The following is a 20,847-nucleotide window of genomic DNA, read 5'->3' as shown; positions in this document are numbered from 1 at the left end:
TTCACCTACCTATTCTTTAGGAGATTTTTTAGCCTTTCAACAAATGAAGTTGGGTGTACACTTTCTATTTCTAACTCCTTTTGAGAATAATTATTTACTAATTGCTTCATTGCTTTGGCAACTGGTGCCTTTTCATTAGTAAGTACAAATGGGGCTTGTTTCATGACTGCAGAAGGAACTGTTTTATCCTCTGGCAAAATTCCCAAAAGCTTTAATTCAATTCCTAAAAATCGTTCGATTACTGTTTGAAATCGGTTCACCGTACGTAAACCACTCTTTATACTTTCAGCACGGTTTAGGACCATTTGGATTGGTATATTTTTCCCTGATGCCACTAAATGTTTAATCATACTATAAGCATCGGTAATGGAAGTAGGCTCACTCGTAGTAATTACAATACATTCATCAGAAGCAAGTACGAAATCAATACTAGCTTGACTCGCACCGGCACCTAAATCAAAAATAATATAATCAAATTCGTGTACAATAGATTCATATTGCTGAAGGAAATAATCCATCTTTTCCCCACTCATCGAAAAAACATTACTCAAACCGGAGCCACCCGCAATAAAGGATAGATTCATAGGTCCTGATTCCATAATATCCGTAATAGGTAAATTGACTTGCAACATTTCTACTATCGTCTTTTTCGCTTGTAACCCAAGAAGTATTTCTACATTGCCCATTCCAATATCCAAATCAATTAACAGTACTTTTTTTCCCAATTTGCATAGCGAAAGCGAAAAATTAACTGCTATATTTGATTTTCCAACTCCACCCTTTCCACTTACAAAAGATATCGTCTTGGCGTGCTTTGGAGTTTTCATCATCTTTAATTGTCTTCTTAAACTATCAGCTTGATCATGAATCAATAAGATCACCTACTATATACTCACTGATGAGTTCTTCTGTTGGTTTTAAAATGTTATCGGGAACTTCCTGGCCATTTGTGATATAGGCAATCCCAATTTGGTGTGCTAACGGTATGTTCAGTAAACCCCCGTATTGTCTTGTCTCATCAATTTTTGTAAAAATTAATCCATTCAGCTTTATATGTCTAAAGCTATGATAAATATCATTCATATCTTTGGATTTAGCTGTTAAAGAAAGAACTAGAAAATTAATAGCATGATCGTGTCCGTCTATATTTACTGATAGTTCTTTAACAAACTTGTCATCACGATAATTTCTTCCTGCTGTATCAACTAAAATTAGATCGTAGTTCTGAAACTTTGTAATAGCATGATGGTAATCCACCGCGGAGTATGCTACCTCTACCGGTACTTCTAAAATTTTGGCATATGTCTTTAACTGTTCAATAGCTGCAATACGGTATGTATCCATCGTAATGAATGCTACACTCTTTTTGTCTTTAAGCATACTGTTCGCCGCTATTTTCGCTATTGTAGTAGTTTTCCCAACTCCTGTTGGACCAAGAAAATGGATAACCTTAGCATTACTAGGAATACCATCGAATGATAGTCCACGTAACTGTCTTTCTATTTCTAGTTTTAATTCCTGTGCTATTTTAGCAGGGGTCTGAGTAGCCCCTACTTCTGTCAGGTGTTGCTTTACTTTCTTTACAATATTTGTAGCTACCCTCTCATCTACCTCTTGGTCAAGAAGATATTGGTAGACTACTTGATAATCAAGCTCGAACTTATTATTTTGACCATGTGCCTGTTGTTCGAGAATACGTCGCATATTCTTAATCTCTTGCATCATGTCATTATCTATTGATAGGTGTTGCTTCTTATAATTCGACCTATGCTCACTTTTATTTACAGTTGCTTTTATTTGTTTTGATGGAAGTGGTGCCTTATCCAATGCGGCAACTACTTCTATTTTACGTTTCTTAAAGAACCCTAGAAATCCACCTTCTTCTATTTCCTTAGAGCTCAAGATAACTGCATCGGAACCGAGTTCTTTACGAATTTTGCTCATTGCTTCAGGCATTGTTGGTGCTATATATTTTTTTACCTTCATGCTACATTCACCACTCCAACACTTTGGACTTGTACTGACGGTTCTAGTTCGTTATAGGATAAAACAATAACTTGAGGTAAAAATCTATCTAGTAATTGTTTCAAATACATTCGTATTGCAGGAGAACATAATATAATTGCATTTTCTTCTTGAAGGGTTAGTTTTTCTACCTCTTCATTTATTGCCTGTATTATCTTCTGTTGGGTATCTGGATCTAATGCTAAATAATTCCCATGCTCAGTAGTTTGAATACTCTCTGCAATTATTTTTTCTACCTTACCTGATACTGTAACGACACGTAAAGAATTATCCTGACTCGTATACTGTTTTGTTAACTGAATGGATAACGCTTGTCTTACATATTCTCCTAAAAGCTCAGGATCATTGGTTAACTTCCCAAAATCAGCTAATGTTTCAAAAATAATAGGCAGATTTCGTATGGAAACATTTTCCCTGAGTAATTTTGCAAGTACTTTTTGAATATCGCCTATAGATAACGGATCTGGTGTTACCTCTTCTACTAATATTGGATAATTTTCTTTTAAGTGGTCAACCAGTTCTTTCGTTTCCTGTCTACCGAGTAATATATGAGCATGTCGTTTAATTACTTCTGTGATGTGAGTTGAAACAACCGATGGTGGGTCTACAACAGTATATCCGGATAGCTCCGCCTCATCTTTAAACTCCTCACTAATCCATTTAGCAGGGAGACCAAATGCTGGTTCCACTGTTTCTATACCTTCAATTAAATCATTATCCATGTCTGGAGTCATTGCCAAATAATGATCAAGCAGTAGCTCTCCCTTAGCAACTTCATTCCCTTTAACTTTTAAGCGGTATTCATTTGGATTTAGTTGTATGTTATCACGTATTCTTACTACAGGAATTACAATTCCAAGTTCAATGGCTAATTGTCGCCTAATCATAATAACCCGGTCTAATAAATCTCCACCCTGTTTAGCATCTACTAACGGTATGAGAGCATAGCCAAACTCAAATTCAATTGGGTCCATACTTAATAAATTGATAACATTTTCTTGTGTTTTAAGTGCGGTGGTTTCTTCTTGGTCTTCTGCTTCTTCATCCTTAACAAGTGGCTCCTTCTTCTTCTGTAGCATATAGAAAGCTCCAATTGCTAGCAGACCAGAAATTGTCGTCGTTAAAAAGAAGTTAATAGGTGTTAAACCAAGCAAAAATATTGTTCCAGCGGCTATAAATAGTAATCTTGGATATTGCAATAATTGTGCACTCACATCGGTACCAAGATTATCTCCTGTAGCAGAACTTCTTGTTACAACAATACCTGTCGCGGTAGAAATTAATAAGGCAGGAATTTGACTAACTAGTCCATCACCAACCGTTAATCGCATATACGTATCGATTGCTTCTGGAAAGGAGAAGCCCATTTGCGTCATTCCAATAATTAATCCGAAAACGATATTAACTAGAACAATGATAATTCCAGCTATTGCATCACCTTTTACGAACTTACTAGCACCATCCATTGAACCGTGAAAATCTGCTTCATTTTCTACCTTTTTACGTCTTTCTCTAGCTTCTTGCTCAGATATTAAACCTGCATTTAAGTCTGCATCAATACTCATCTGCTTACCAGGCATGGCATCTAATGAGAATCTTGCAGCAACTTCAGAAACACGTTCCGAACCTTTGGTAATTACTAAAAAGTTGATAATAACTAAAATAATGAAAACAACAAAACCAACTAAAGGATTATTACCAATTACAAACGAACCAAAGGTATCTACTACTCCACCAGCTTCTGCATTACTTAAAATTGAACGTGTGGTAGAAACGTTCAATGCAAGCCTAAACAAGGTTAATAGTAATAATAGCGTTGGAAAAACAGAAAACTGTAACGGTTCCAGAGTATTCATGGAAACTAGTAAAACAATTAACGCTAGAATGATATTTATTAAAATAAGTACACTAAGTAGCCATCCAGGTAGCGGGATGACTAACATGACAATTACTAATATGACACCTATTAAAACAGATAAGTCACGGGCTTTCATGGATGTCTCTCCTTAATGGTTAAACTTTTTTCTCCATTCTATACACATAAGCTAGTATTTCAGCTACTGCTTGATAGAATTCTTCTGGAATTACTTCACCTATTTCTACCGATGCATAAAGCGATCTAGCAAGAGGCCTGTTTTCCACAGTCATTACATTATTCGCTTTTGCTATTTCCCTAATTTTAAAAGCTATATGATCAACACCCTTCCCTATGACATAGGGTGCACTTGCTTCTGTTTCATCATATTTAATAGCAACAGCAAAATGCGTAGGGTTGGTAATTACAACGTCAGCATTCGGAATTTCACTCATCATTCGACGCATCGCAATTTGACGCTGTTTTTCTTTAATTTTCGATTTAATGAGTGGGTCACCTTCAATATTTTTATATTCATCTTTTATATCCTGCTTTGACATGCGAATATTCTTTTCAAAATCGTAGCGTTGGTATGCATAATCGAAAACTGCTAATACCATCAAGGCAATGATGGCACTAATTCCCATGACAAGAGTTACTTGACCAAAGAATTGTAACGCACTTTCGGCATTTTTAAAAGCTACCATAAGCATGTCATCTTTATACATCCAAATTATTGAAAAGGTAATCGTACCGATAACTGCTATCTTGAAAATAGATTTAAGCAGTTCAACGATTGCACGTAAAGAAAAGATTCGTTTTGCTCCTTGGATTGGATCAATTTTCTTCAAATCAAACTTTAATGGTTCAGTTGTGAATAAAAATCCTATCTGCATTAAATTCGAGGCAAATCCAGCGATAATTGCAATTAAAAAAACTGGACCGACAATCTTTAATAATTCAATGGCCACTTCTGTAAAAATTTGAAAAAGCGTCTTCTCATTTAATTCCCAATGGATATACTCTGTAAAAGAATGTTGATACAAAGCAAGCATATTATCCTTCATAAAGCTTCCAAATATCGCCATAACAATTAATGAAAAAAGTAATAATAATGCTGTATTTACGTCTTGGCTCTTCGCCACTCTTCCCTTTTTTCGTTCGTCATGTTTTCTCTTTGGAGTTGCTTTTTCTGTTTTTTCGCCTGCAAAAAATTGCAAATCCAGTCTTAGTAGCAAGGTTAAGCACCTCCAAATAATTGCATTAACCCACGAATTGTATCAAACATAATATGAAAGAGATTTTTCACTAGGACTACATAAAGACTTATAAAAACAAGTAAAGCAATAAAGCTAACAAGAATTTTGAGTGGTAGTCCTACAACAAATACATTTAATTGCGGTACAGTCCTAGAAACGATACCGAGCGCAATATCCACTAAAAACAAGCATCCAACTATCGGGATTGATATTTGGAAAGCGATTAGAAACATCTTATTAAATGCCTGTATAACAAATTCAACCAAATTTCCATCATGAAACGGGATGTAGGAATCGATTGGAATATATTGATAGCTATTTACTATTCCATCTATTAACAAATGGTGGCCATCGACCGATAATAAAAATAAAAGTGCGATAATATAGAAATATTGACCCGTAATAGGACTCTGTGCCCCAGTTTGAGGGTCCATTACGTTGGCAATTGCAAAGCCCATTTGAAAATCGATGAACCCACCAGCTACTTGAACTGCTGATAGAATGATATAGCCAATAAGTCCTATTAAAACTCCAACTAATATTTCTTTCAAAAGTAAAAAGAAATACATTTCATTGATGCTTATCCCAGTAGCATCAACTGTATAAAACATAATAAAAGCTAAAAAGAAACTAATCCCTATTCGAAATGGTAGTGGGATTGAGCGATAAGAGAATAAAGGCATCGTAACAAAAAATCCTAAAACACGAACTAATATTAATAGAAAGATTGGGAAATTGTTGATACTAATTAATTCAATCATGGCTTACCCTACAAATCGATTTAAATTTTGAAATATATCTAATGTAAATTCAACCATATTCGTAAGCATCCATGGTCCGAAAACTACTAGTCCCACTAAAACAGCAACGATTTTAGGTATAAAAGCAAGGGTTTGTTCCTGAATCTGTGTAGTTGCTTGAAAAATTGAAACAAGTAAACCAACTGCTAGCGCTAATATAAGCAGTGGTCCAGTCACTAATAAAACCGTATAAATACCTTTTTCTGCAATGTTTAATACAAATTCACTGCTCATTACAAATACCCCTTCCTTAATATTACTGTCTAATCACTAAAATCCTGACAACAAGGAATTGGTAATTAAGTACCAGCCATCTACCATGACGAATAATAAAATTTTAAACGGTAGTGAAATCATTACAGGTGGCAACATCATCATACCCATGGACATCAGAATACTAGCTACAGCCATATCAATAATTAAAAATGGTATAAATATCATAAATCCCATTTGAAATGCTGTCTTTAGTTCACTTATTGCAAATGCTGGAACTAATGCAGTAATTGGTACATCTTGTATGCTTTCTGGTTTCTCAATTTGTGCATAGCTTAGGAATAATTCCAGATCCTTTTGTCTTGTATGCTTTGCCATAAAATTTTTAATTGGCTCACTTGCACGGTCATATGCTTCATCGAGTGTTATTTCTTCATTAAATAGCGGCTGTAGGCCCTGCTCATAAACCTCACTAAAAGTAGGAGCCATAATAAAAAATGTCAGAAATAAAGCAAGCCCAATTAACACTTGATTTGGTGGCATTTGTTGTGTAGCAAGTGAAGTACGAACGAATGACAATACAATAATGATTCGTGTAAAGCTAGTCATCAATATTAAAATACCTGGAGCTAATGAAAAGACTGTAAGTAATAATAGTAGCTTTATAGATGTCGAGACGTTAGTCGGATCAGAACTAGAAAACATATCTATAAATTCATTCATGGTAATCTTCCTTCTCGGCATGTTTATTCATTAGCTTTTTACGATTAAGCTTTAATTTCTCTAATTCACTAGAGAACAGTTGCTGAAAGTCCCCGGATGATTCCTTTGATGGCCTTTCTTGCTTTGTCAACTTTTGTTGGAATGAGGTAATTATATTCCCCGGCTTCATCGAACTTTGTTGCTCATAACTGTTCAATATCTCAGCCTTTAATTGTTCATCTTCAATCTCTTCAAGTAATTGAACATCTTCCCCTACGCCGACAAGAAATAGCTTACTTCCTACTCTAACTATTTGAATCGATTTGCTAGGTCCTACAGAGATTCCACCCAAATTCTCTAGAGCCTTCACTTGATTAAGAAGCTTATTCCGTTTATTTAAAAACTTGAGCAGTATGTATATTAAAACAAGAATTAGGAATAGAGCAAAAACCATTTTTACTAAATTAAATACTAGTTCCCCAGTCCCAGTATCCTCTGAGTCATTTTGTTGAGCGTTTTTCGTTTCAGTAGTTTTTCCTTCATTTTGTTTGTCAACAGAGTTGTCATCCTCGCCAAACATATCAATGACCATATTACTATCAGCAAAGATCTCTATAGGGGCACTTAAGAGAATTAATAGAAATCCTGTAAGTATCCCCACCCAAACTTTTTTAATCAATGTAACCCACTCGTTTCTTAATCCAATGCTTTTTGGATTGCTTCAATAACACGGTCAGCCTGGAAAGGTTTTACGATAAAATCTTTTGCACCTGCTTGAATAGCATCAATTACCATTGCTTGCTGACCCATTGCAGAACACATAATAACCTTGGCGTTTGGATTTGCTTCTCTAATTTTCTTCAGAGCAGAAATTCCATCCATTTCTGGCATGGTAATATCCATTGTTACCAGGTCAGGGTTTAGTTCCTTGTATAATTCAACTGCTTGTGCACCATCCTGTGCTTCTCCAACTACCTCAAAACCATTTTTTGTTAAAATGTCCTTTATCATCATACGCATAAAAGCTGCATCATCTACGATTAAGATGCGTTTACCCATGTAATTTTCCTCCTAGTATGATTATTTCAGCTTCATTAAACGATCCGTCTGACTAATAATATCTGTCACACGTACACCAAAGTTCTCATCAATGACTACTACTTCCCCTTGAGCAATTAATTTCTCATTAACAAAAATATCAACAGGTTCACCTGCAAGTTTATCTAATTCAATAATAGAACCAGCAGTTAAATCTAAAATGTCTTTAACAGTACGCCTTGTTCTTCCTAACTCGACCGTAACCTTAAGTGGAATATCTAGAAGCATATCTAAATTCCTTGGTTGACTAACTACAGTCTCTTGTTGTTCAAAGGAAGAAAACTCTGCTTGCTGTATATTAGCATTAGTTTGAATTACATTATTTCCAATAAATTGTGGACTAGTTTTTTGCATCATTGGTTGCATACCTACATTACCATTTCCATTCATTTGATTATTCATTGTCGTGGTCGCAAATGAATTTGTTTCTTCTTGGACTAATGTCGAATGATCGCTTGCCTCTAAGGATACAGCTGCTTCAGAATGTGATTCCTGGTCTTGATTCATTAAATCCTCCACTAATTGTTTGGCAAAATGAACCGGCATTAACTGCATAATATTAGAATCGATTAAATGTCCCACCTTTAGTTGGAAGGAAACTTTTACAAATACATCTTCTTGCATGTTATCAGCTTCAACTGTAAAGTTTGATTCTGTAATGGAAGGTGGAGATATATCAACCCGTTTATCAAACACCGTTGACATACTAGTAGCTGCCGCCCCCATCATCTGATTCATTGCCTCTTGAACAGCGCTTAAATGAATTTCATTTAGCTCTCCAAAAGGTCCCTCACCAGTCCCACCAAGCATAATGTCTGAAATGACTGCTGCATCTGAGGCTTTAATTACGAGAACATTCTTCCCTGAGAAACCTTCCACATAATTCACTTGGACACTTACATGTTCAAACTGAAAGTCCTCTTCAATTTGATTCCGATGTATAATAGATACCTTAGGTGTTGTGATTTCTACTTTTTGATTTAATAGTGTCGAAAGCGTGGTAGCAGAGCTTCCAAATGAAATGTTTCCAATCTCACCTAGTGCATCTATTTCAATAGTTGAAAGATATTCACTACTGTTTAACATGTTGTTGATTATACTTTCAGGCTCATCTTCAGCCCCTACGTTTAAAAGAGCATCGATTTCATCCTGGGAAAGCATTCCGTCACTCATCATTTTCAGGCTCCTCCCTTATTTCTTCCAACACCTGTACAGATAATTTATTTTTATATTTTCCAGGCTGAACGTGGAATTTAGGTTCATCATTAATTTTTAACATCAATGGCTGATCAACGGATTGATTTAAGGTAATCAAATCACCAGTTGATAGCATTAGTAATTCATTCATGTTAATTCTTGTTTCACCAAGAATTGCTTTTGCATCGATAAAGACTTTTTCTATGTTTCTAGCAAGCTTATCAACAGCCTCTGGATCTCGTTTCTTAGTAGCATTTTGCATCCAATATTGTACAGAGAGTCGAGATATAATAGGCTCTAATACAATGTGAGGAATGCAAATATTTATCATACCGCTAACTTCTCCAATTGCTGTATTGAGTGAGACGACTACAACCGTCTCATTTGGTGAAACTAACTGTAAAAACTGTGGATTTATTTCTAAATCCTCTAAAACTGGATCTATATCAATTAAAGAAGACCAAGCTTCCTTTAAACTATGGGTCGCTTTATCAAATAACTGTGTGATAAGTATGGTCTCTATTTCAGTTAAGTTCTCAATCTTATTAATAGAATCTCCTCTACCACCTAGTAGTCTATCAAGCATTCCATAAGCAATATTCGGATTTACTTCCATAATAATTCGTCCATCAAGCGGGGAAACATTATAGAGATTTAAGACGGTTACTTTCGGTATAGATCGAATAAATTCTTCATAGGGAATTTGGTCGACAGAAGCAACCGTAATATTGACATAGGTTCTTAGCTGTGAAGAAAATAACGTTGTTAATAACCTCGCATAATTCTCATGAATTCTCCCGATACTTCGGATTTGGTCTTTTGAAAATCTGAGAGCCCGTTTAAAATCATAAACCCGAACTCTTTTTTCGTTTTCTTCTTTTTTAAGCTCTTCTGCATCCATATCTCCAGTTGTTAATGCGGATAAAAGGGCATCGATTTCATGTTGCGAAAGAACTTCATCTGCCAAAGATACTCACCTCCATATCGGAGTAATATTAATTACTGTAAAATTTTACTTATTGTATAAACGTCTACTACTTTACCTTTTTTCATTACTTTATTTAGTTCGACTTGGAGAATATCCTCTACATCGCTTAATCCGGATTTAAAGGATTCCTCATCCATTTTTGCCAATTCTTTAATTAAAATGTTTTTAACTTGAAAATCACGTTTTTCAATCTCTTTTCTAGCCTTCTTACCATCAGTTACAATTTGAAATTGCACTCGAACAAAACTTCCATCACTAAGGTCGGTTGTAATTTCAGGTGTTTGATAGGAATACTCGACAATTTCGTCAATGGTCTGTTCATTGCCCTTATCTCGCTTTTCCAATACGTTTAAAACTATCACTGCTGCAACTACACCTACTAATATAATGATAACTAGTGATAAAAGCATAGTTTTTACTAATTTACTCACTTGATCTTTCCACCTCGCTTAGTGAATATACAATTCCTATCCGCCTATAATAAGATGTTATCCGTTCAGTAACCTCTTTTTCAGATTCCTTAACAACTATTTTTTTGCCATTAAGTAACGTAATAGTAGTATCTGGATAGGATTGAATTTGTTCTATCATAAAAGCATTTAAGGTAAATTCATCACCATTAAGTCGCTTGAGTTTTATCATGGTATCAGATGATGTCTCATAGAAGGCTTATCCCCCTATGAGACATCATCCTACCTCCCTATTATCGTTTTAAGTTTACTAGTTCTTGTAAAATCTCATCTGATGTAGTAATAATACGAGTGTTCGCTTGGAAACCACGTTGCGCTGTAATCATTTCAGTGAACTCTTCTGATAGGTCAACATTAGACATTTCAAGTGCGCCACTGACAATTGAAGCACCTTCTGATTCAGGGAAAATAAGACCGGTGTAGCCTGCGTTTGTACTATTTAAAAATAGGTTACTACCAGCCTTTTGAAGACCAGCAGGGTTTGAAAAGTTTGCTAGCGCAATTTGCCCAGCAATCCGTGTATTTCCATTTTCATCAACATAATTTACAATTCCATTCGCTTGAATACTAAAGCTTTGAGCGTTTTCTGGAATTTGGATAGTACCTACCTGTCCGGTTGTATTAATGCTGTCTACCGGGATATTAGAGGTAGTGTAGTCTGCAGGTGCATCAAAATCAACCGTGCCAGAGCCTCCTGTTATACTAACAACACTTGTCCCATCAAGCGTAATTGTTGTACCATCTGATGGTAATGTATATGTTCTCGTTGTACCATTATCAGTGACAGTCACTCCTGTTTCAGTAACGACTTCTCCATTGCTATCAACATACTGTACAGTAGTTTCACCATTTACTGTGGTTATAGAAATTTCATTTCCATTAGCGTCTTTAGCATTATATTGAGTTGCATTACTTTCCACCTTGGTAAATCCCATAAGATATAACCCTTGAGGATTAACAATCCTACCATCTTCATCAAGATAAAAATTACCTGCACGAGTATATGCAACATTTGAATTTTGTAAATCACCCGGAACAAGATCGGTAGCAAGTACGAACATGCCATCTCCTTCAAGTGCAAAGTCTAATGGATTATTCGTTGTTTGCCGAAACCCTTGTGTGTGTATATTGTCAATTGAACCTAATTGAGAGCCTAAGCCAACTTGAGCTGGATTAACTCCACCTCGAATTAAATTCCCATTGATGCCAACAGTGGGTGCCTGAGCTCCATGTGTCATCTGGCTCATCATATCTTGAAACGTCACACGGCCTTTTTTAAATCCAGCTGTATTCACGTTTGCGATATTGTTACCAATAACATCTAATTTAGTTTGGAAGTTTTTCATTCCTGAAATACCAGCGTACATTGAACGTAACATATTTTTTCTCCCCTTTTAATTGGTTATATAGCTGTATCAATCAGTTAACAGCTTATGGCTTCCCATAAGGGTCCAGCCTAATCATTTATTAAAATAGTTCCATTAATGTTTGTAAAAATTCTATTGGATGCTTCTTCCAAATTCATAGCTGTCACAACCGTATTATTTCTTGTGCTTACTACCAAGGCAGCATTGTTCATCACAACAAGAGAATCCGTTATTCCCTTTTCTTTTGCCTCAGACACCTTGTCATTAATCAATTGCCATTGTCTGTCGTTTAATTGAATATTTCTTTCTTGAAGTCTTTCATTCGCATGCTTGCTTATTTTAAGTTCCTGCTGTTCCTTGAGAACTGTTTTAAAGTCAAGACCGGATTCCGTTGACTTTGGCTTATTAATGCTAGGTAATTGTAAGGCATGCTGTCTTGGTACCTGATGAATACGATGATCCATAACGCTCACTTCCTTTGTTGTAGACCATATTACTCTTTAGCGGATTCAGAATCCTCAGGAGTTTCAGGAGCTTCAGGATCTTTAGGATCTTCATTAGACTCCCCTTTTGCTTTTACCTCCAGAATGGCATCCGCATATACCCTTTCACCATTTTCCAATTCCAGAACGGCATATCCTTGATGCTGGCTGACTGCTATTACCTTGCTTGTCTTATTTCCTAAACTTTCACCAGTTTCTATATCAAAGCTTTGATAGGTTACTATTTTACCAATCATATGACTATATTGAACTATTGGCGAAATCAATTGGTTTTCTACAAGTGTATTAATAGATTTGGTCATATTCATCATTTGTTCTAAAGAAGAAAACTGAGCCAATTGAGATATAAATTCTCGATCCTCCATTGGATTAGTTGGATCCTGGTTTTGTAATTGGACCATTAAAATTTTCAAAAATTCATCCTTCCCAAGTTCGTTACTTGGAACTCGAGTGTTCGATTGATTCTTTAAATATAATGTGGGATCAATTACCGGCAACTTATTCACCTACACTTTCTCATAAATCAATTCACTTAGACGAGCTTCAAAATCTTCCCCGTTTGAATTCTTTTCTGGATGATCAGATTGGTCAGAATTACTTTGTCCTTGTTCATTAAATGATGGTTGATCATTGTCTTCTTTCGACTGATTCTGTGTTTGTCCACCAGTAACATCTTGTCTTTCAATAATGACTTGTTGTGGTGAAAACATATGTCTTAATTGATGCATATTAGACTCAAGCATTTCTTTTGCAGCTTGAGTTGAAACAACAATTTTAACAGTCATCTCACCATTAATTTCTGTTAAACGAACCATCATCTCACCAAGATTTTCTGGTCTAAGCGCAATTGATAATTGATTTATCCCATTCGGCATCGCTAGAAACTTACTTGTTTTAATTACTTGCTGAAATTGTTCCATTAACTGTTGCTCAACAGTGTGCCCACTTTGATTCGGATTAACATAGATGACATATTGCTCTAACTTATGCATCACTCCATTATTCTGGTAGTTCATCTCTCCAGACACAATAGCTTTATCAGATAACGGTTGATTCTTCAGAGCATTTTCAATCCACTTTACTACATCCTTTGTAGTCACTTGGGCATCACTTTGGAATTGCTGTTTGGACATTAGTTTCGTACGTTTTTGGTAAGCTTGAAGAATATCATGCCATGCTTGATTAACCTTTACATTAGTTCCTTCACCCTCTATTACCTGATCAGTAACTGTATTTGAACTTAGCATTTTTTGCTCAATCATTGACCATTGTTGTAAGAGCTCTAAAATTTTTGGAGCAATTTTCTTAATATCCTCAGAAGCTTGAGCAGTTGATAGTAAGTCTTCAAAGTTTGCTAATATAGCAACTAATTGTTGACCAAGTTTTGCATACTCTTCCTGATTCAATTGTATAGGGCTTTCCACCAAAATGGATTGAAGATAATTCTCTATCTTATCTTCATCAACCTTCATAAATTCCTCTGAATCTAAGTTCAAGCTCTTAAATAAATCTAATAAGCTTAGTTCAGCACTTTCTGATTCAGTTGATGAATTCAGAGGATTTGGGATGCTGTCAGAAAAAATCGGATTATCAGTTCCCATTTTTGCTAACAGAAAGGAAAATAATGCGTCCTCTTGCCCTTCACCCAAAGTATTAACCGCCTTTTGAGATTTAGTTGTAATTTCTCCAGTTAATACTGTTGGTTGCATTAACATTCTCACCGCGTCCATTTCTTCACCTCCTTTCAAGTACTTCCATTCTTAATTTGCATTAATAAAGAATTTAGTAATTTCTGCTGCTACTTCAGGGGACATATTTTCCATAATGGAACCACGATTATCAGTTGACATTTCACTTAATATGACGTAAGCAGTTCCTGGTTCGAGCTGTTCCAATATTAAAGCAGCCTGTTTTCCCTTCATATTCGTAAAGGATTTCGAAATTTGTTTAACGGTTTTTTTATCGTCTTCTTGTCCAGGTTTTTGACGTGTAGCATCAAGATCTCTTTCAAGCTTTGTAATCTGTTGCTTTAATTGCTCAACGGTTCCCTCAAGCTCCTTTTTCTCCTGACTTACCTTTTCTATTTCGGCATCCTTCGCGTCTAGTCTCGATTCTATACTTTCTTGCTGTGCTTTCTCTCTTGCCTCATCATCAGTTGTAATAAACGAAGAAAGAACTGGTATATTATTACCTGTATTCTTTGCCCAGCTTACGACATCTACCCCAGCCACAGCGAACACAACAACCGTTAATGTTATCGCAATTATCACTGGTATCACGATAGCAAAAAGGAACCAGAGAAAAGGATTCATTTTTTCTTTTTCATTTAAAACTTTTTCTTTCGCCATTGTACTCACCTATTTTTTGTGACTAAGATATTGTTGAATAGACAATTCATTCATGAAGGATTCTTCCATTTTATTTCTCATTATTGTCTCTTCGTTGTTACGAACTTCAATAATCTTTTCGAACTTTTTTGTTTCGACATGTGCTTCGGAAAGTTTTTGTTGTTTAAATTCCATTATTGAACGAGCCTGTTGTACTTGTTTCTGTAGCTCATCAATCCGTTTCGTTAAGGTATCTATGTATGTTAGCTGATCTTGAATAAAATCAAGATGCATACTAGAAAGAAGAGCTTCTTCATAGGCTGCCTCAGCTGCTTCTTTTTTTTGTAATAGATTGAAAAGCTTCGTTGCGATATCCTCAAATACATCAACAGCTTTGTAATAATCAATCTGTGCATCTTTTTTCTCTCGTTCTCTAATATCTAGTATTTTTGATAAGACAGCTGTTCCTGCCATCATCAATTACCCCCATTTAGCACATCCTTAAGTTTTTCTACTGTTTCCTCAAATGTTAATTTTTCATAAATGCTTTGCTTTAGAAATGTCATTATTTGAGGATGATATTTAATCGCCTTATCAATTTCATTATCAGAGCCACGTTTGTAAGCACCAATCTGGATAAGATCCTTATTCTCCTCATATTTAGCAAGTAGAGTCCTTACTTCTTGTGCTAATTTCAATTGTTCTTCTGAAACGACCTGATTCATGACCCTGCTAATGGATTTTAACGTGTTAATAGCGGGATATTGCCCTTGCTCCGCTAATTTTCGATCCATTACAAAGTGACCATCCAATATACCTCTTACTGTATCAGCAATTGGTTCATTCATATCATCCCCATCAACCAATACCGTATAAAACGCAGTAATCGTTCCATTCTTGTTCGTGCCTGTTCGTTCAAGAAGCTTTGGCAAAACAGAAAAAACAGAAGGTGTATATCCCTTTGTCGTTGGAGGCTCACCAGTTGCAAGACCAATTTCTCGTTGTGCCATTGCCACACGCGTTACGGAATCCATCATGAGATTAACGTTATAGCCCAAATCACGAAAGTACTCGCTAATTGCCGTTGCGGTATATGCTCCTTTAATTCTCATGAGTGCAGGTTGATCAGATGTTGCTACAACAACTATGGACTTTTCTAACCCCTCAGGACCTAAGTCCTTTTCAATAAATTCATTTACTTCTCTTCCCCGCTCACCAATTAGTGCAATGACATTTATATCAGCTTTACTGTTTCTAGCAATCATGCCAAGTAATGTACTCTTTCCTACACCACTACCAGCAAATAACCCGATTCGCTGTCCTCTACCAACTGTAAGTAGTGAATCTATTGCCTTAACTCCGACTTGTATTGGTTCAGATATAGTTGGTCTAGACATAGGATTTGGTGGTGATTGTTCGGTCAGATAGCTGGTCAAGCCTTTTGGTAAGGGTGAGCCATCAAGTGGAGTTCCTAGAGAATCAACTACTTTACCAATAAGACCTCTACCAACTTTTACAGTTAATGGCTTCCCAGTAGACTCTACTAAGCAGCCTGGTCCAATTTCAGACACCTCGTTATAGGGCATTAATATAATATTTTCATTATTAAATCCTACAACTTCTGCTAGAACAGGCTTTCTGTTGTTTTTAATACTAGAGTGAATATAGCAGACCTCTCCGATGTTTGCTGCGGGGCCGATAGATTCAATCATGATACCAATTACGCGCTGAACCTTTCCGTAGCGTTTGTATAAATCTGCTTCTTCAATTACTGTTTGGTAAATTGATAGCTTCATTCTCCCTGCTCCATTACAAGTTCATATAATACTTGTTTAACTTGACTTAACTGTGTGTCAATGCTTGCATCGATTCTCCCAAATGGATGTTCGATCACACAACTGCCATCTTGAAGGCTTTCATTGACTAAAATTGACAGTTCAGCACTCGAATCAAGAACCCTTTCCAGCTCACTCTTTTGAGCAAGTACATATTCATAATTAGAAGGGCTAAGGTATATAGAAAGAACTCGTTGATCCTTTATGGCTTGAATCGCATCCTTGACAATAGGTAAAAATGATTCTGGCTCCTCGCTAAGCTTTTGTTTCATAATCTTCTCTGCCACTTTAATTGCTAGCATAAGCATTGATTCTTCACTTTTTTCCAAAGTGGCTTCATAGTCCTTTTTAGTTGCTAGAATAATAGAATTAGCTTGTTCGATTAATTGTTTAAATTGGAAAAGACTTTCTGCTTTCCCTTGCTCAAATCCCGCTTGATAACCCGCTTCATTAGCCTGTTCAATTAGAGCTAATTTTTCTTGCTCCCAATTTTCAAGCTGCTCTTCGATTTGTTTCTCTGTCTCTTCAAGAACTTTTAATTGCTGTTGTTGAACTAATTCAAGTTCCTCTTTCGCCCCCTCAAGCTGGGCCAACTTTGATTGAAGTAGCGTATCATCAGCATTATCCTGAATTGGACGCTGAATCGGTTTAAGCTGAATTATACGTTTCGATTGGGGTTCGGAACTAAACAATGATATCGTCTCCTCCACCACGAGCTATTACAATCTCGCCAATGTCCTCTAATCTTCTTATCGAAGCTACGATTCGAGTCTGTGCTTCCTCTACATCACGTAACCTAACAGGACCCATATATTCCATTTCTTCCTTAAAGGTTTCAGCCATGCGTTGTGACATATTTTTGAAAACAATTTCCTTCACTTCTTCACTTGCTACCTTAAGTGCTAGACGTAAATCTTCATTTTCGACTTCACGAATAACTCGTTGTATTGCCCGATTATCCAGAATAACAATATCCTCAAATACAAACATCCGCTTTTTAATTTCATCTGCAAGCTCTGGATCCTGTATTTCCAATGCATCCAAAATAGTTCGCTCTGTGCTTCGGTCAACACCGTTAAGCACTTCTACAACAGCTTGAATACCACCAGTTTGCGTATAGTCTTCTGTAAAGGATGATGAAATATTTCGCTCAAGCACCTCTTCCACCTGACTAATAATTTCTGGTGAAGTTGAATCCATTGTAGCTATTCTCTTAGCGATATCAGCTTGCATTTCCTGAGGTAAGGCAGATAAAATTTGACCTGCTTGTTCAGGGTCTAAATAAGATAAAACTAGTGCAATCGTTTGTGGATGCTCACTCTGAATATAATTCAATACTTGCTGTGGATCAGCTTTTCGAGCAAAATCAAATGGCCTGACCTGTAAAGAGGATGTCAGTCGATTAATGATATTATTTGCTTCCTGTTCACCAAACGCTTTTTCTAAAACTGTTTTAGCATAACCTATACCGCCTTGTGATATATAGTCTTGTGCAAGAGCAATTTGATGAAATTGATCAACTACCTCTTCCTTCATACCTGTATCTACTTTTTTAACAGATGAAATTTCTAGACTGAGCTTCTCAATCTCTTCTTCAGTTAGATGCTTATATACTTGAGCGGAAACATCTGGCCCTAGAGAGATTAAGAGAATAGCTGCTTTTTGTCTACCTGTTAACTTTGTTTGTTGCCTAGCCACTTTACTACCTCCCTAATCTTCCCCAATCCAGCCACGAAGTAATTTCGCAAATTCTTCTGGTTTATCTTTCGCTAGTTTTTCTAATTGTTTCTTACGCTGTATCATGTCATTATCTTCCACTTCAATATCAGGAACTGTTTCCGTTAAAGTATCTATATAATCTTCTTCAATTTCTTCATCTGCTTTTGGCCTTCTAACCATTAGCAGAATAATTAAGATGACAATTACTAGTAGCAAGATCCCACCAACAATGTATAGCCATAGTGGGATTTTAAACCCTGGATCTTTCTGTAAGGCATTACTTCCATTGAATTCTTGGAATACAATCGATGTTTTTTCATCAGGAATAACCTCTCCATCCTGTCCATCAATTGAAGTTGTGATAATCGAATTTAAGATAGAGGTAATTCCTTGTTCTACTGTCATTTGCTGTTGCGCATCTAAGTCATTTTTATTTACAGCAACCTGTATTCCTAAATCACGAACCTTATAAGGTGCCTCTGCTATTTCTTTATGAATACGGTTGAATTCATTATTTACAGTTTCTTTTACATATTCATATTCACCATTATCGCCTTCTTCTCCACCTGGATAATTAGCAATATCCTCATCACCTGCACCAGCTATCCCGCCAGCTGCAGCTCCATTACCAGTATACGTTTCACGTATTGTTTCCACACTAACTGGTAAGCCCTCCATACTTTCGGGGTCGACCGGCTCAATGATTTCTTCCACACGATTTTCTTTTGTGAAATCAACATCTGCTGTCACTGAAACAATCACATTGTTCATTCCTACCATCGTACCAAGCATTTGCTGCAGTCTTCTTTGAATATCACGTTCAATATCCTGCTTGACAGTTTGTTGGTAAGCATAGGCATCTTCATATCCAGAAGCATTTTGTGCGTTTTGGTCATAGTATTCAAAGTATTGATTCATAATACTAATGTTCTCCGGTTCTAAGTTCGGAACCGCCTTAGATACTAATTGGTATAGAGCATTGATTTGATTCCCCTGGAATTTATATCCGGGTGCAGTCTCTATCATAATGGCAGCACTTGTTGGCTGTGTTGACTCACTTACGAAAACTGGTTCCTTCGGCATTGTTATCATTACGGTTGCATCATTAATTCCATCAATGCGTTTAATTAAGTTTGCTAACTCCGTTTGCATCGCATCTAATTTCATTACATTGAATTCATTATCCGTTATACCCCAAGAAGCATTCTTACTAAAAAAGGAATAATCAATATTTCCACTATCAGGAATACCTTGTACCGCTAAGTCAACCAATAAGCTATCTGCTTGCTCATCTGGCACTAAGATTGTTTTCCCAGCATCTTGCAATTCATACGGGATTCCTCTAGCGTCTAATTCTGACTTGATTTGCCCTACCTCTTGCACGGATAGATTTCTATATAATGGTACATAATTAGATTTCGTCGCAAATAATGAAATAACTGCTATTAATACAATAACTGCAATCGAAGAACCAATTATTATTCCCTTTTGACCCTTTGATCGATTTGACCAAAAGGTTTTTGCCTTATCTGTAAATTTCATTATTTTTTCGTTCATGTACTCCCCCGCCAAATTCCAAAACAATAATTGTAGAAACTATGGTTTCCTTAAACATAACTGGTACCATAGTTTTTCATCCATCAAGCCTATAAAATTATTATGTATTTTAAATGTAAACTTTAAATAAATGGTAAATCTTCCGATATATTTATAAGAAGACTACACTTGCATTCGCATAATCTCGTTATATGCATCAATTACTTTGCGTTGAATCTCTACAGTTGCTTCTAATGTAATACTTGCCTTTTGAGCTGTAATCATGACATCGTGTAAGTCATTAATTTGCCCTAATGCTAGTGCCTCTGTCTTCTGATCAGATAGATTCTGTAATTCATTAACATTGTTAATGGCATTCTTAAACACATTTGCAAAGCTTGCTTGCGCCTCACCAGGCGATTTGACCTGTTCTTTTACAGTAGTACCAATTGGTGTATTTGTAATGCTATTAACTCCGAGATTCATAACAATTCTCCTTATCTACCAATTTCTAGCGCCTTCATAAGCATACTTTTACTTGCATTTAGTGCTGTGATATTCGCTTCATATGACCTTGTTGCACTCATTAGATCAACCATTTCTTTTAAGGGATCTACATTTGGCATAAGTACATATCCTTCTTCATTTGCATCAGGATGTGTAGGGTCATAGACTAATTTAAAAGGCTCTTCATCTTCTACAATTCTTGTAACCTTCACACCTGTAGTAGGGCTAGTAGATTTATTTTGTGCTTTCTGAAGAAAAGATTGGAAGCTTTTATCTGTAGGCTCTATATTTACCATTTTTCTTCGATATGGTTCATATTCTCCGTTTTCATTTATTGTTGCCCTGGTCGTATTTGCATTGGCCATATTTGAGGAGATAACATCCATTCTCAAGCGATTGGCGGTTAATGCACTCGCACTAGCATTAAACGCATTAAATATTGACAC

General features: G+C 36.1%; 25 protein-coding genes. All 25 read right to left on the bottom strand.

The genetic code is table 11. The annotated features are described in order from the left end of the window. Positions 1-5 precede the first annotated feature (5 nt). The 25 genes from HNR27_RS16345 to flgC all read right to left on the bottom strand — a co-directional run bounded on the left by HNR27_RS16345 (position 6) and on the right by flgC (position 20,847). Positions 6-881, bottom strand: coding sequence for a MinD/ParA family protein (locus tag HNR27_RS16345; protein WP_429340530.1), 876 nt, complete (start codon positions 879-881; stop codon positions 6-8). Further along, complete coding sequence (gene flhF / locus HNR27_RS16340) at positions 862-1,986, bottom strand: flagellar biosynthesis GTPase FlhF (protein WP_429340529.1); 1,125 nt, start codon at positions 1,984-1,986, stop codon at positions 862-864. Before flhF ends, HNR27_RS16345 begins: the two co-directional genes overlap by 20 nt. Beyond that, the gene (flhA, locus tag HNR27_RS16335; protein WP_429340528.1) at positions 1,983-4,019 is read right to left on the bottom strand and encodes a flagellar biosynthesis protein FlhA; all 2,037 of its coding nucleotides are present in this window, start codon (positions 4,017-4,019) and stop codon (positions 1,983-1,985) included. The genes flhF and flhA overlap by 4 nt, the downstream gene beginning before the upstream one ends. A gap of 19 nt (positions 4,020-4,038) precedes the next feature. Further along, a complete protein-coding gene (flhB, locus tag HNR27_RS16330) occupies positions 4,039-5,118 on the bottom strand; it encodes a flagellar biosynthesis protein FlhB (protein WP_212919653.1) in 1,080 nt (359 codons plus the stop codon). Positions 5,119-5,120: 2 nt separating this feature from the next. Then, positions 5,121-5,900, bottom strand: coding sequence for a flagellar biosynthetic protein FliR (gene fliR / locus HNR27_RS16325; RefSeq protein ID WP_429340527.1), 780 nt, complete (start codon positions 5,898-5,900; stop codon positions 5,121-5,123). A gap of 3 nt (positions 5,901-5,903) precedes the next feature. Beyond that, positions 5,904-6,173 carry a flagellar biosynthesis protein FliQ gene (fliQ, locus tag HNR27_RS16320; protein WP_212919651.1) on the bottom strand — a complete coding sequence of 90 codons (270 nt, stop codon included), beginning with the start codon at positions 6,171-6,173 and terminating at the stop codon, positions 5,904-5,906. A gap of 36 nt (positions 6,174-6,209) precedes the next feature. Continuing rightward, a complete protein-coding gene (fliP, locus tag HNR27_RS16315; RefSeq protein ID WP_212919650.1) occupies positions 6,210-6,875 on the bottom strand; it encodes a flagellar type III secretion system pore protein FliP in 666 nt (221 codons plus the stop codon). Beyond that, the gene (locus HNR27_RS16310) at positions 6,868-7,533 is read right to left on the bottom strand and encodes a flagellar biosynthetic protein FliO (RefSeq protein ID WP_429340526.1); all 666 of its coding nucleotides are present in this window, start codon (positions 7,531-7,533) and stop codon (positions 6,868-6,870) included. Before HNR27_RS16310 ends, fliP begins: the two co-directional genes overlap by 8 nt. Positions 7,534-7,550: 17 nt before the next feature. Next, positions 7,551-7,913 carry a response regulator gene (locus HNR27_RS16305; RefSeq protein ID WP_212919649.1) on the bottom strand — a complete coding sequence of 121 codons (363 nt, stop codon included), beginning with the start codon at positions 7,911-7,913 and terminating at the stop codon, positions 7,551-7,553. 21 nt (positions 7,914-7,934) lie between these two features. Further along, positions 7,935-9,128 carry a flagellar motor switch phosphatase FliY gene (gene fliY / locus HNR27_RS16300; RefSeq protein WP_429340525.1) on the bottom strand — a complete coding sequence of 398 codons (1,194 nt, stop codon included), beginning with the start codon at positions 9,126-9,128 and terminating at the stop codon, positions 7,935-7,937. Next, positions 9,118-10,116, bottom strand: a complete 999-nt coding sequence (gene fliM, locus HNR27_RS16295; protein WP_212919647.1) for a flagellar motor switch protein FliM — start codon at positions 10,114-10,116, stop codon at positions 9,118-9,120. The genes fliY and fliM overlap by 11 nt, the downstream gene beginning before the upstream one ends. A gap of 32 nt (positions 10,117-10,148) precedes the next feature. Next, entirely contained in the window at positions 10,149-10,568 is a 420-nt protein-coding gene (gene fliL / locus HNR27_RS16290) for a flagellar basal body-associated protein FliL (RefSeq protein WP_212919646.1), read from the bottom strand. After that, positions 10,561-10,779 (bottom strand): flagellar FlbD family protein, encoded by a 219-nt coding sequence (locus tag HNR27_RS16285; RefSeq protein ID WP_212919645.1) that lies wholly within the window; start codon positions 10,777-10,779, stop codon positions 10,561-10,563. Before HNR27_RS16285 ends, fliL begins: the two co-directional genes overlap by 8 nt. A 61-nt stretch (positions 10,780-10,840) precedes the next feature. Then, positions 10,841-11,986 carry a flagellar hook-basal body complex protein gene (locus HNR27_RS16280; protein WP_429340524.1) on the bottom strand — a complete coding sequence of 382 codons (1,146 nt, stop codon included), beginning with the start codon at positions 11,984-11,986 and terminating at the stop codon, positions 10,841-10,843. A gap of 77 nt (positions 11,987-12,063) precedes the next feature. Continuing rightward, positions 12,064-12,438 (bottom strand): TIGR02530 family flagellar biosynthesis protein, encoded by a 375-nt coding sequence (locus HNR27_RS16275; protein WP_429340523.1) that lies wholly within the window; start codon positions 12,436-12,438, stop codon positions 12,064-12,066. A gap of 29 nt (positions 12,439-12,467) precedes the next feature. After that, the gene (flgD, locus tag HNR27_RS16270) at positions 12,468-12,974 is read right to left on the bottom strand and encodes a flagellar hook assembly protein FlgD (RefSeq protein WP_429340544.1); all 507 of its coding nucleotides are present in this window, start codon (positions 12,972-12,974) and stop codon (positions 12,468-12,470) included. A 9-nt stretch (positions 12,975-12,983) separates the two neighbouring features. Beyond that, positions 12,984-14,207, bottom strand: coding sequence for a flagellar hook-length control protein FliK (locus tag HNR27_RS16265; RefSeq protein ID WP_429340522.1), 1,224 nt, complete (start codon positions 14,205-14,207; stop codon positions 12,984-12,986). A gap of 30 nt (positions 14,208-14,237) precedes the next feature. Beyond that, positions 14,238-14,825, bottom strand: a complete 588-nt coding sequence (locus HNR27_RS16260; RefSeq protein ID WP_429340521.1) for a MotE family protein — start codon at positions 14,823-14,825, stop codon at positions 14,238-14,240. Between the two features lie 9 nt (positions 14,826-14,834). Continuing rightward, positions 14,835-15,281, bottom strand: coding sequence for a flagellar export protein FliJ (fliJ, locus tag HNR27_RS16255; RefSeq protein WP_244853325.1), 447 nt, complete (start codon positions 15,279-15,281; stop codon positions 14,835-14,837). Next, positions 15,281-16,600, bottom strand: a complete 1,320-nt coding sequence (fliI, locus tag HNR27_RS16250) for a flagellar protein export ATPase FliI (RefSeq protein ID WP_212919640.1) — start codon at positions 16,598-16,600, stop codon at positions 15,281-15,283. Before fliI ends, fliJ begins: the two co-directional genes overlap by 1 nt. Beyond that, positions 16,597-17,331 carry a flagellar assembly protein FliH gene (gene fliH / locus HNR27_RS16245; RefSeq protein ID WP_429340520.1) on the bottom strand — a complete coding sequence of 245 codons (735 nt, stop codon included), beginning with the start codon at positions 17,329-17,331 and terminating at the stop codon, positions 16,597-16,599. Before fliH ends, fliI begins: the two co-directional genes overlap by 4 nt. Continuing rightward, positions 17,324-18,337, bottom strand: coding sequence for a flagellar motor switch protein FliG (fliG, locus tag HNR27_RS16240; protein ID WP_212919638.1), 1,014 nt, complete (start codon positions 18,335-18,337; stop codon positions 17,324-17,326). The genes fliH and fliG overlap by 8 nt, the downstream gene beginning before the upstream one ends. A gap of 12 nt (positions 18,338-18,349) precedes the next feature. Continuing rightward, positions 18,350-19,915, bottom strand: a complete 1,566-nt coding sequence (gene fliF / locus HNR27_RS16235; protein ID WP_429340519.1) for a flagellar basal-body MS-ring/collar protein FliF — start codon at positions 19,913-19,915, stop codon at positions 18,350-18,352. A 162-nt stretch (positions 19,916-20,077) separates the two neighbouring features. After that, positions 20,078-20,380, bottom strand: coding sequence for a flagellar hook-basal body complex protein FliE (gene fliE / locus HNR27_RS16230; RefSeq protein WP_429340518.1), 303 nt, complete (start codon positions 20,378-20,380; stop codon positions 20,078-20,080). An 11-nt stretch (positions 20,381-20,391) separates the two neighbouring features. Continuing rightward, entirely contained in the window at positions 20,392-20,847 is a 456-nt protein-coding gene (gene flgC, locus HNR27_RS16225; protein ID WP_429340517.1) for a flagellar basal body rod protein FlgC, read from the bottom strand.

Source organism: Ornithinibacillus bavariensis (genome assembly GCF_050433565.1).
GTDB lineage: Bacteria > Bacillota > Bacilli > Bacillales > Amphibacillaceae > Ornithinibacillus > Ornithinibacillus bavariensis.
Note: the sequence above shows the minus strand (reverse complement) of the source record. Positions and strands in the feature narration are given on the sequence as shown.

Coding starts and splice junctions, on each gene's coding strand:
- fliE (WP_429340518.1), bottom strand. CDS start 20,380: ATGAATCTCGGAGTTAATAGCATTACAAATACACCAATTGGTACTACT.
- HNR27_RS16280 (WP_429340524.1), bottom strand. CDS start 11,986: ATGTTACGTTCAATGTACGCTGGTATTTCAGGAATGAAAAACTTCCAA.
- fliF (WP_429340519.1), bottom strand. CDS start 19,915: ATGAACGAAAAAATAATGAAATTTACAGATAAGGCAAAAACCTTTTGG.
- fliJ (WP_244853325.1), bottom strand. CDS start 15,281: ATGATGGCAGGAACAGCTGTCTTATCAAAAATACTAGATATTAGAGAA.
- flhF (WP_429340529.1), bottom strand. CDS start 1,986: ATGAAGGTAAAAAAATATATAGCACCAACAATGCCTGAAGCAATGAGC.
- flhA (WP_429340528.1), bottom strand. CDS start 4,019: ATGAAAGCCCGTGACTTATCTGTTTTAATAGGTGTCATATTAGTAATT.
- fliR (WP_429340527.1), bottom strand. CDS start 5,900: ATGATTGAATTAATTAGTATCAACAATTTCCCAATCTTTCTATTAATA.
- HNR27_RS16265 (WP_429340522.1), bottom strand. CDS start 14,207: ATGGACGCGGTGAGAATGTTAATGCAACCAACAGTATTAACTGGAGAA.
- HNR27_RS16260 (WP_429340521.1), bottom strand. CDS start 14,825: ATGGCGAAAGAAAAAGTTTTAAATGAAAAAGAAAAAATGAATCCTTTT.
- HNR27_RS16275 (WP_429340523.1), bottom strand. CDS start 12,438: ATGGATCATCGTATTCATCAGGTACCAAGACAGCATGCCTTACAATTA.
- fliP (WP_212919650.1), bottom strand. CDS start 6,875: ATGAATGAATTTATAGATATGTTTTCTAGTTCTGATCCGACTAACGTC.
- fliY (WP_429340525.1), bottom strand. CDS start 9,128: ATGATGAGTGACGGAATGCTTTCCCAGGATGAAATCGATGCTCTTTTA.
- HNR27_RS16305 (WP_212919649.1), bottom strand. CDS start 7,913: ATGGGTAAACGCATCTTAATCGTAGATGATGCAGCTTTTATGCGTATG.
- HNR27_RS16285 (WP_212919645.1), bottom strand. CDS start 10,779: ATGATAAAACTCAAGCGACTTAATGGTGATGAATTTACCTTAAATGCT.
- fliI (WP_212919640.1), bottom strand. CDS start 16,600: ATGAAGCTATCAATTTACCAAACAGTAATTGAAGAAGCAGATTTATAC.
- fliQ (WP_212919651.1), bottom strand. CDS start 6,173: ATGAGCAGTGAATTTGTATTAAACATTGCAGAAAAAGGTATTTATACG.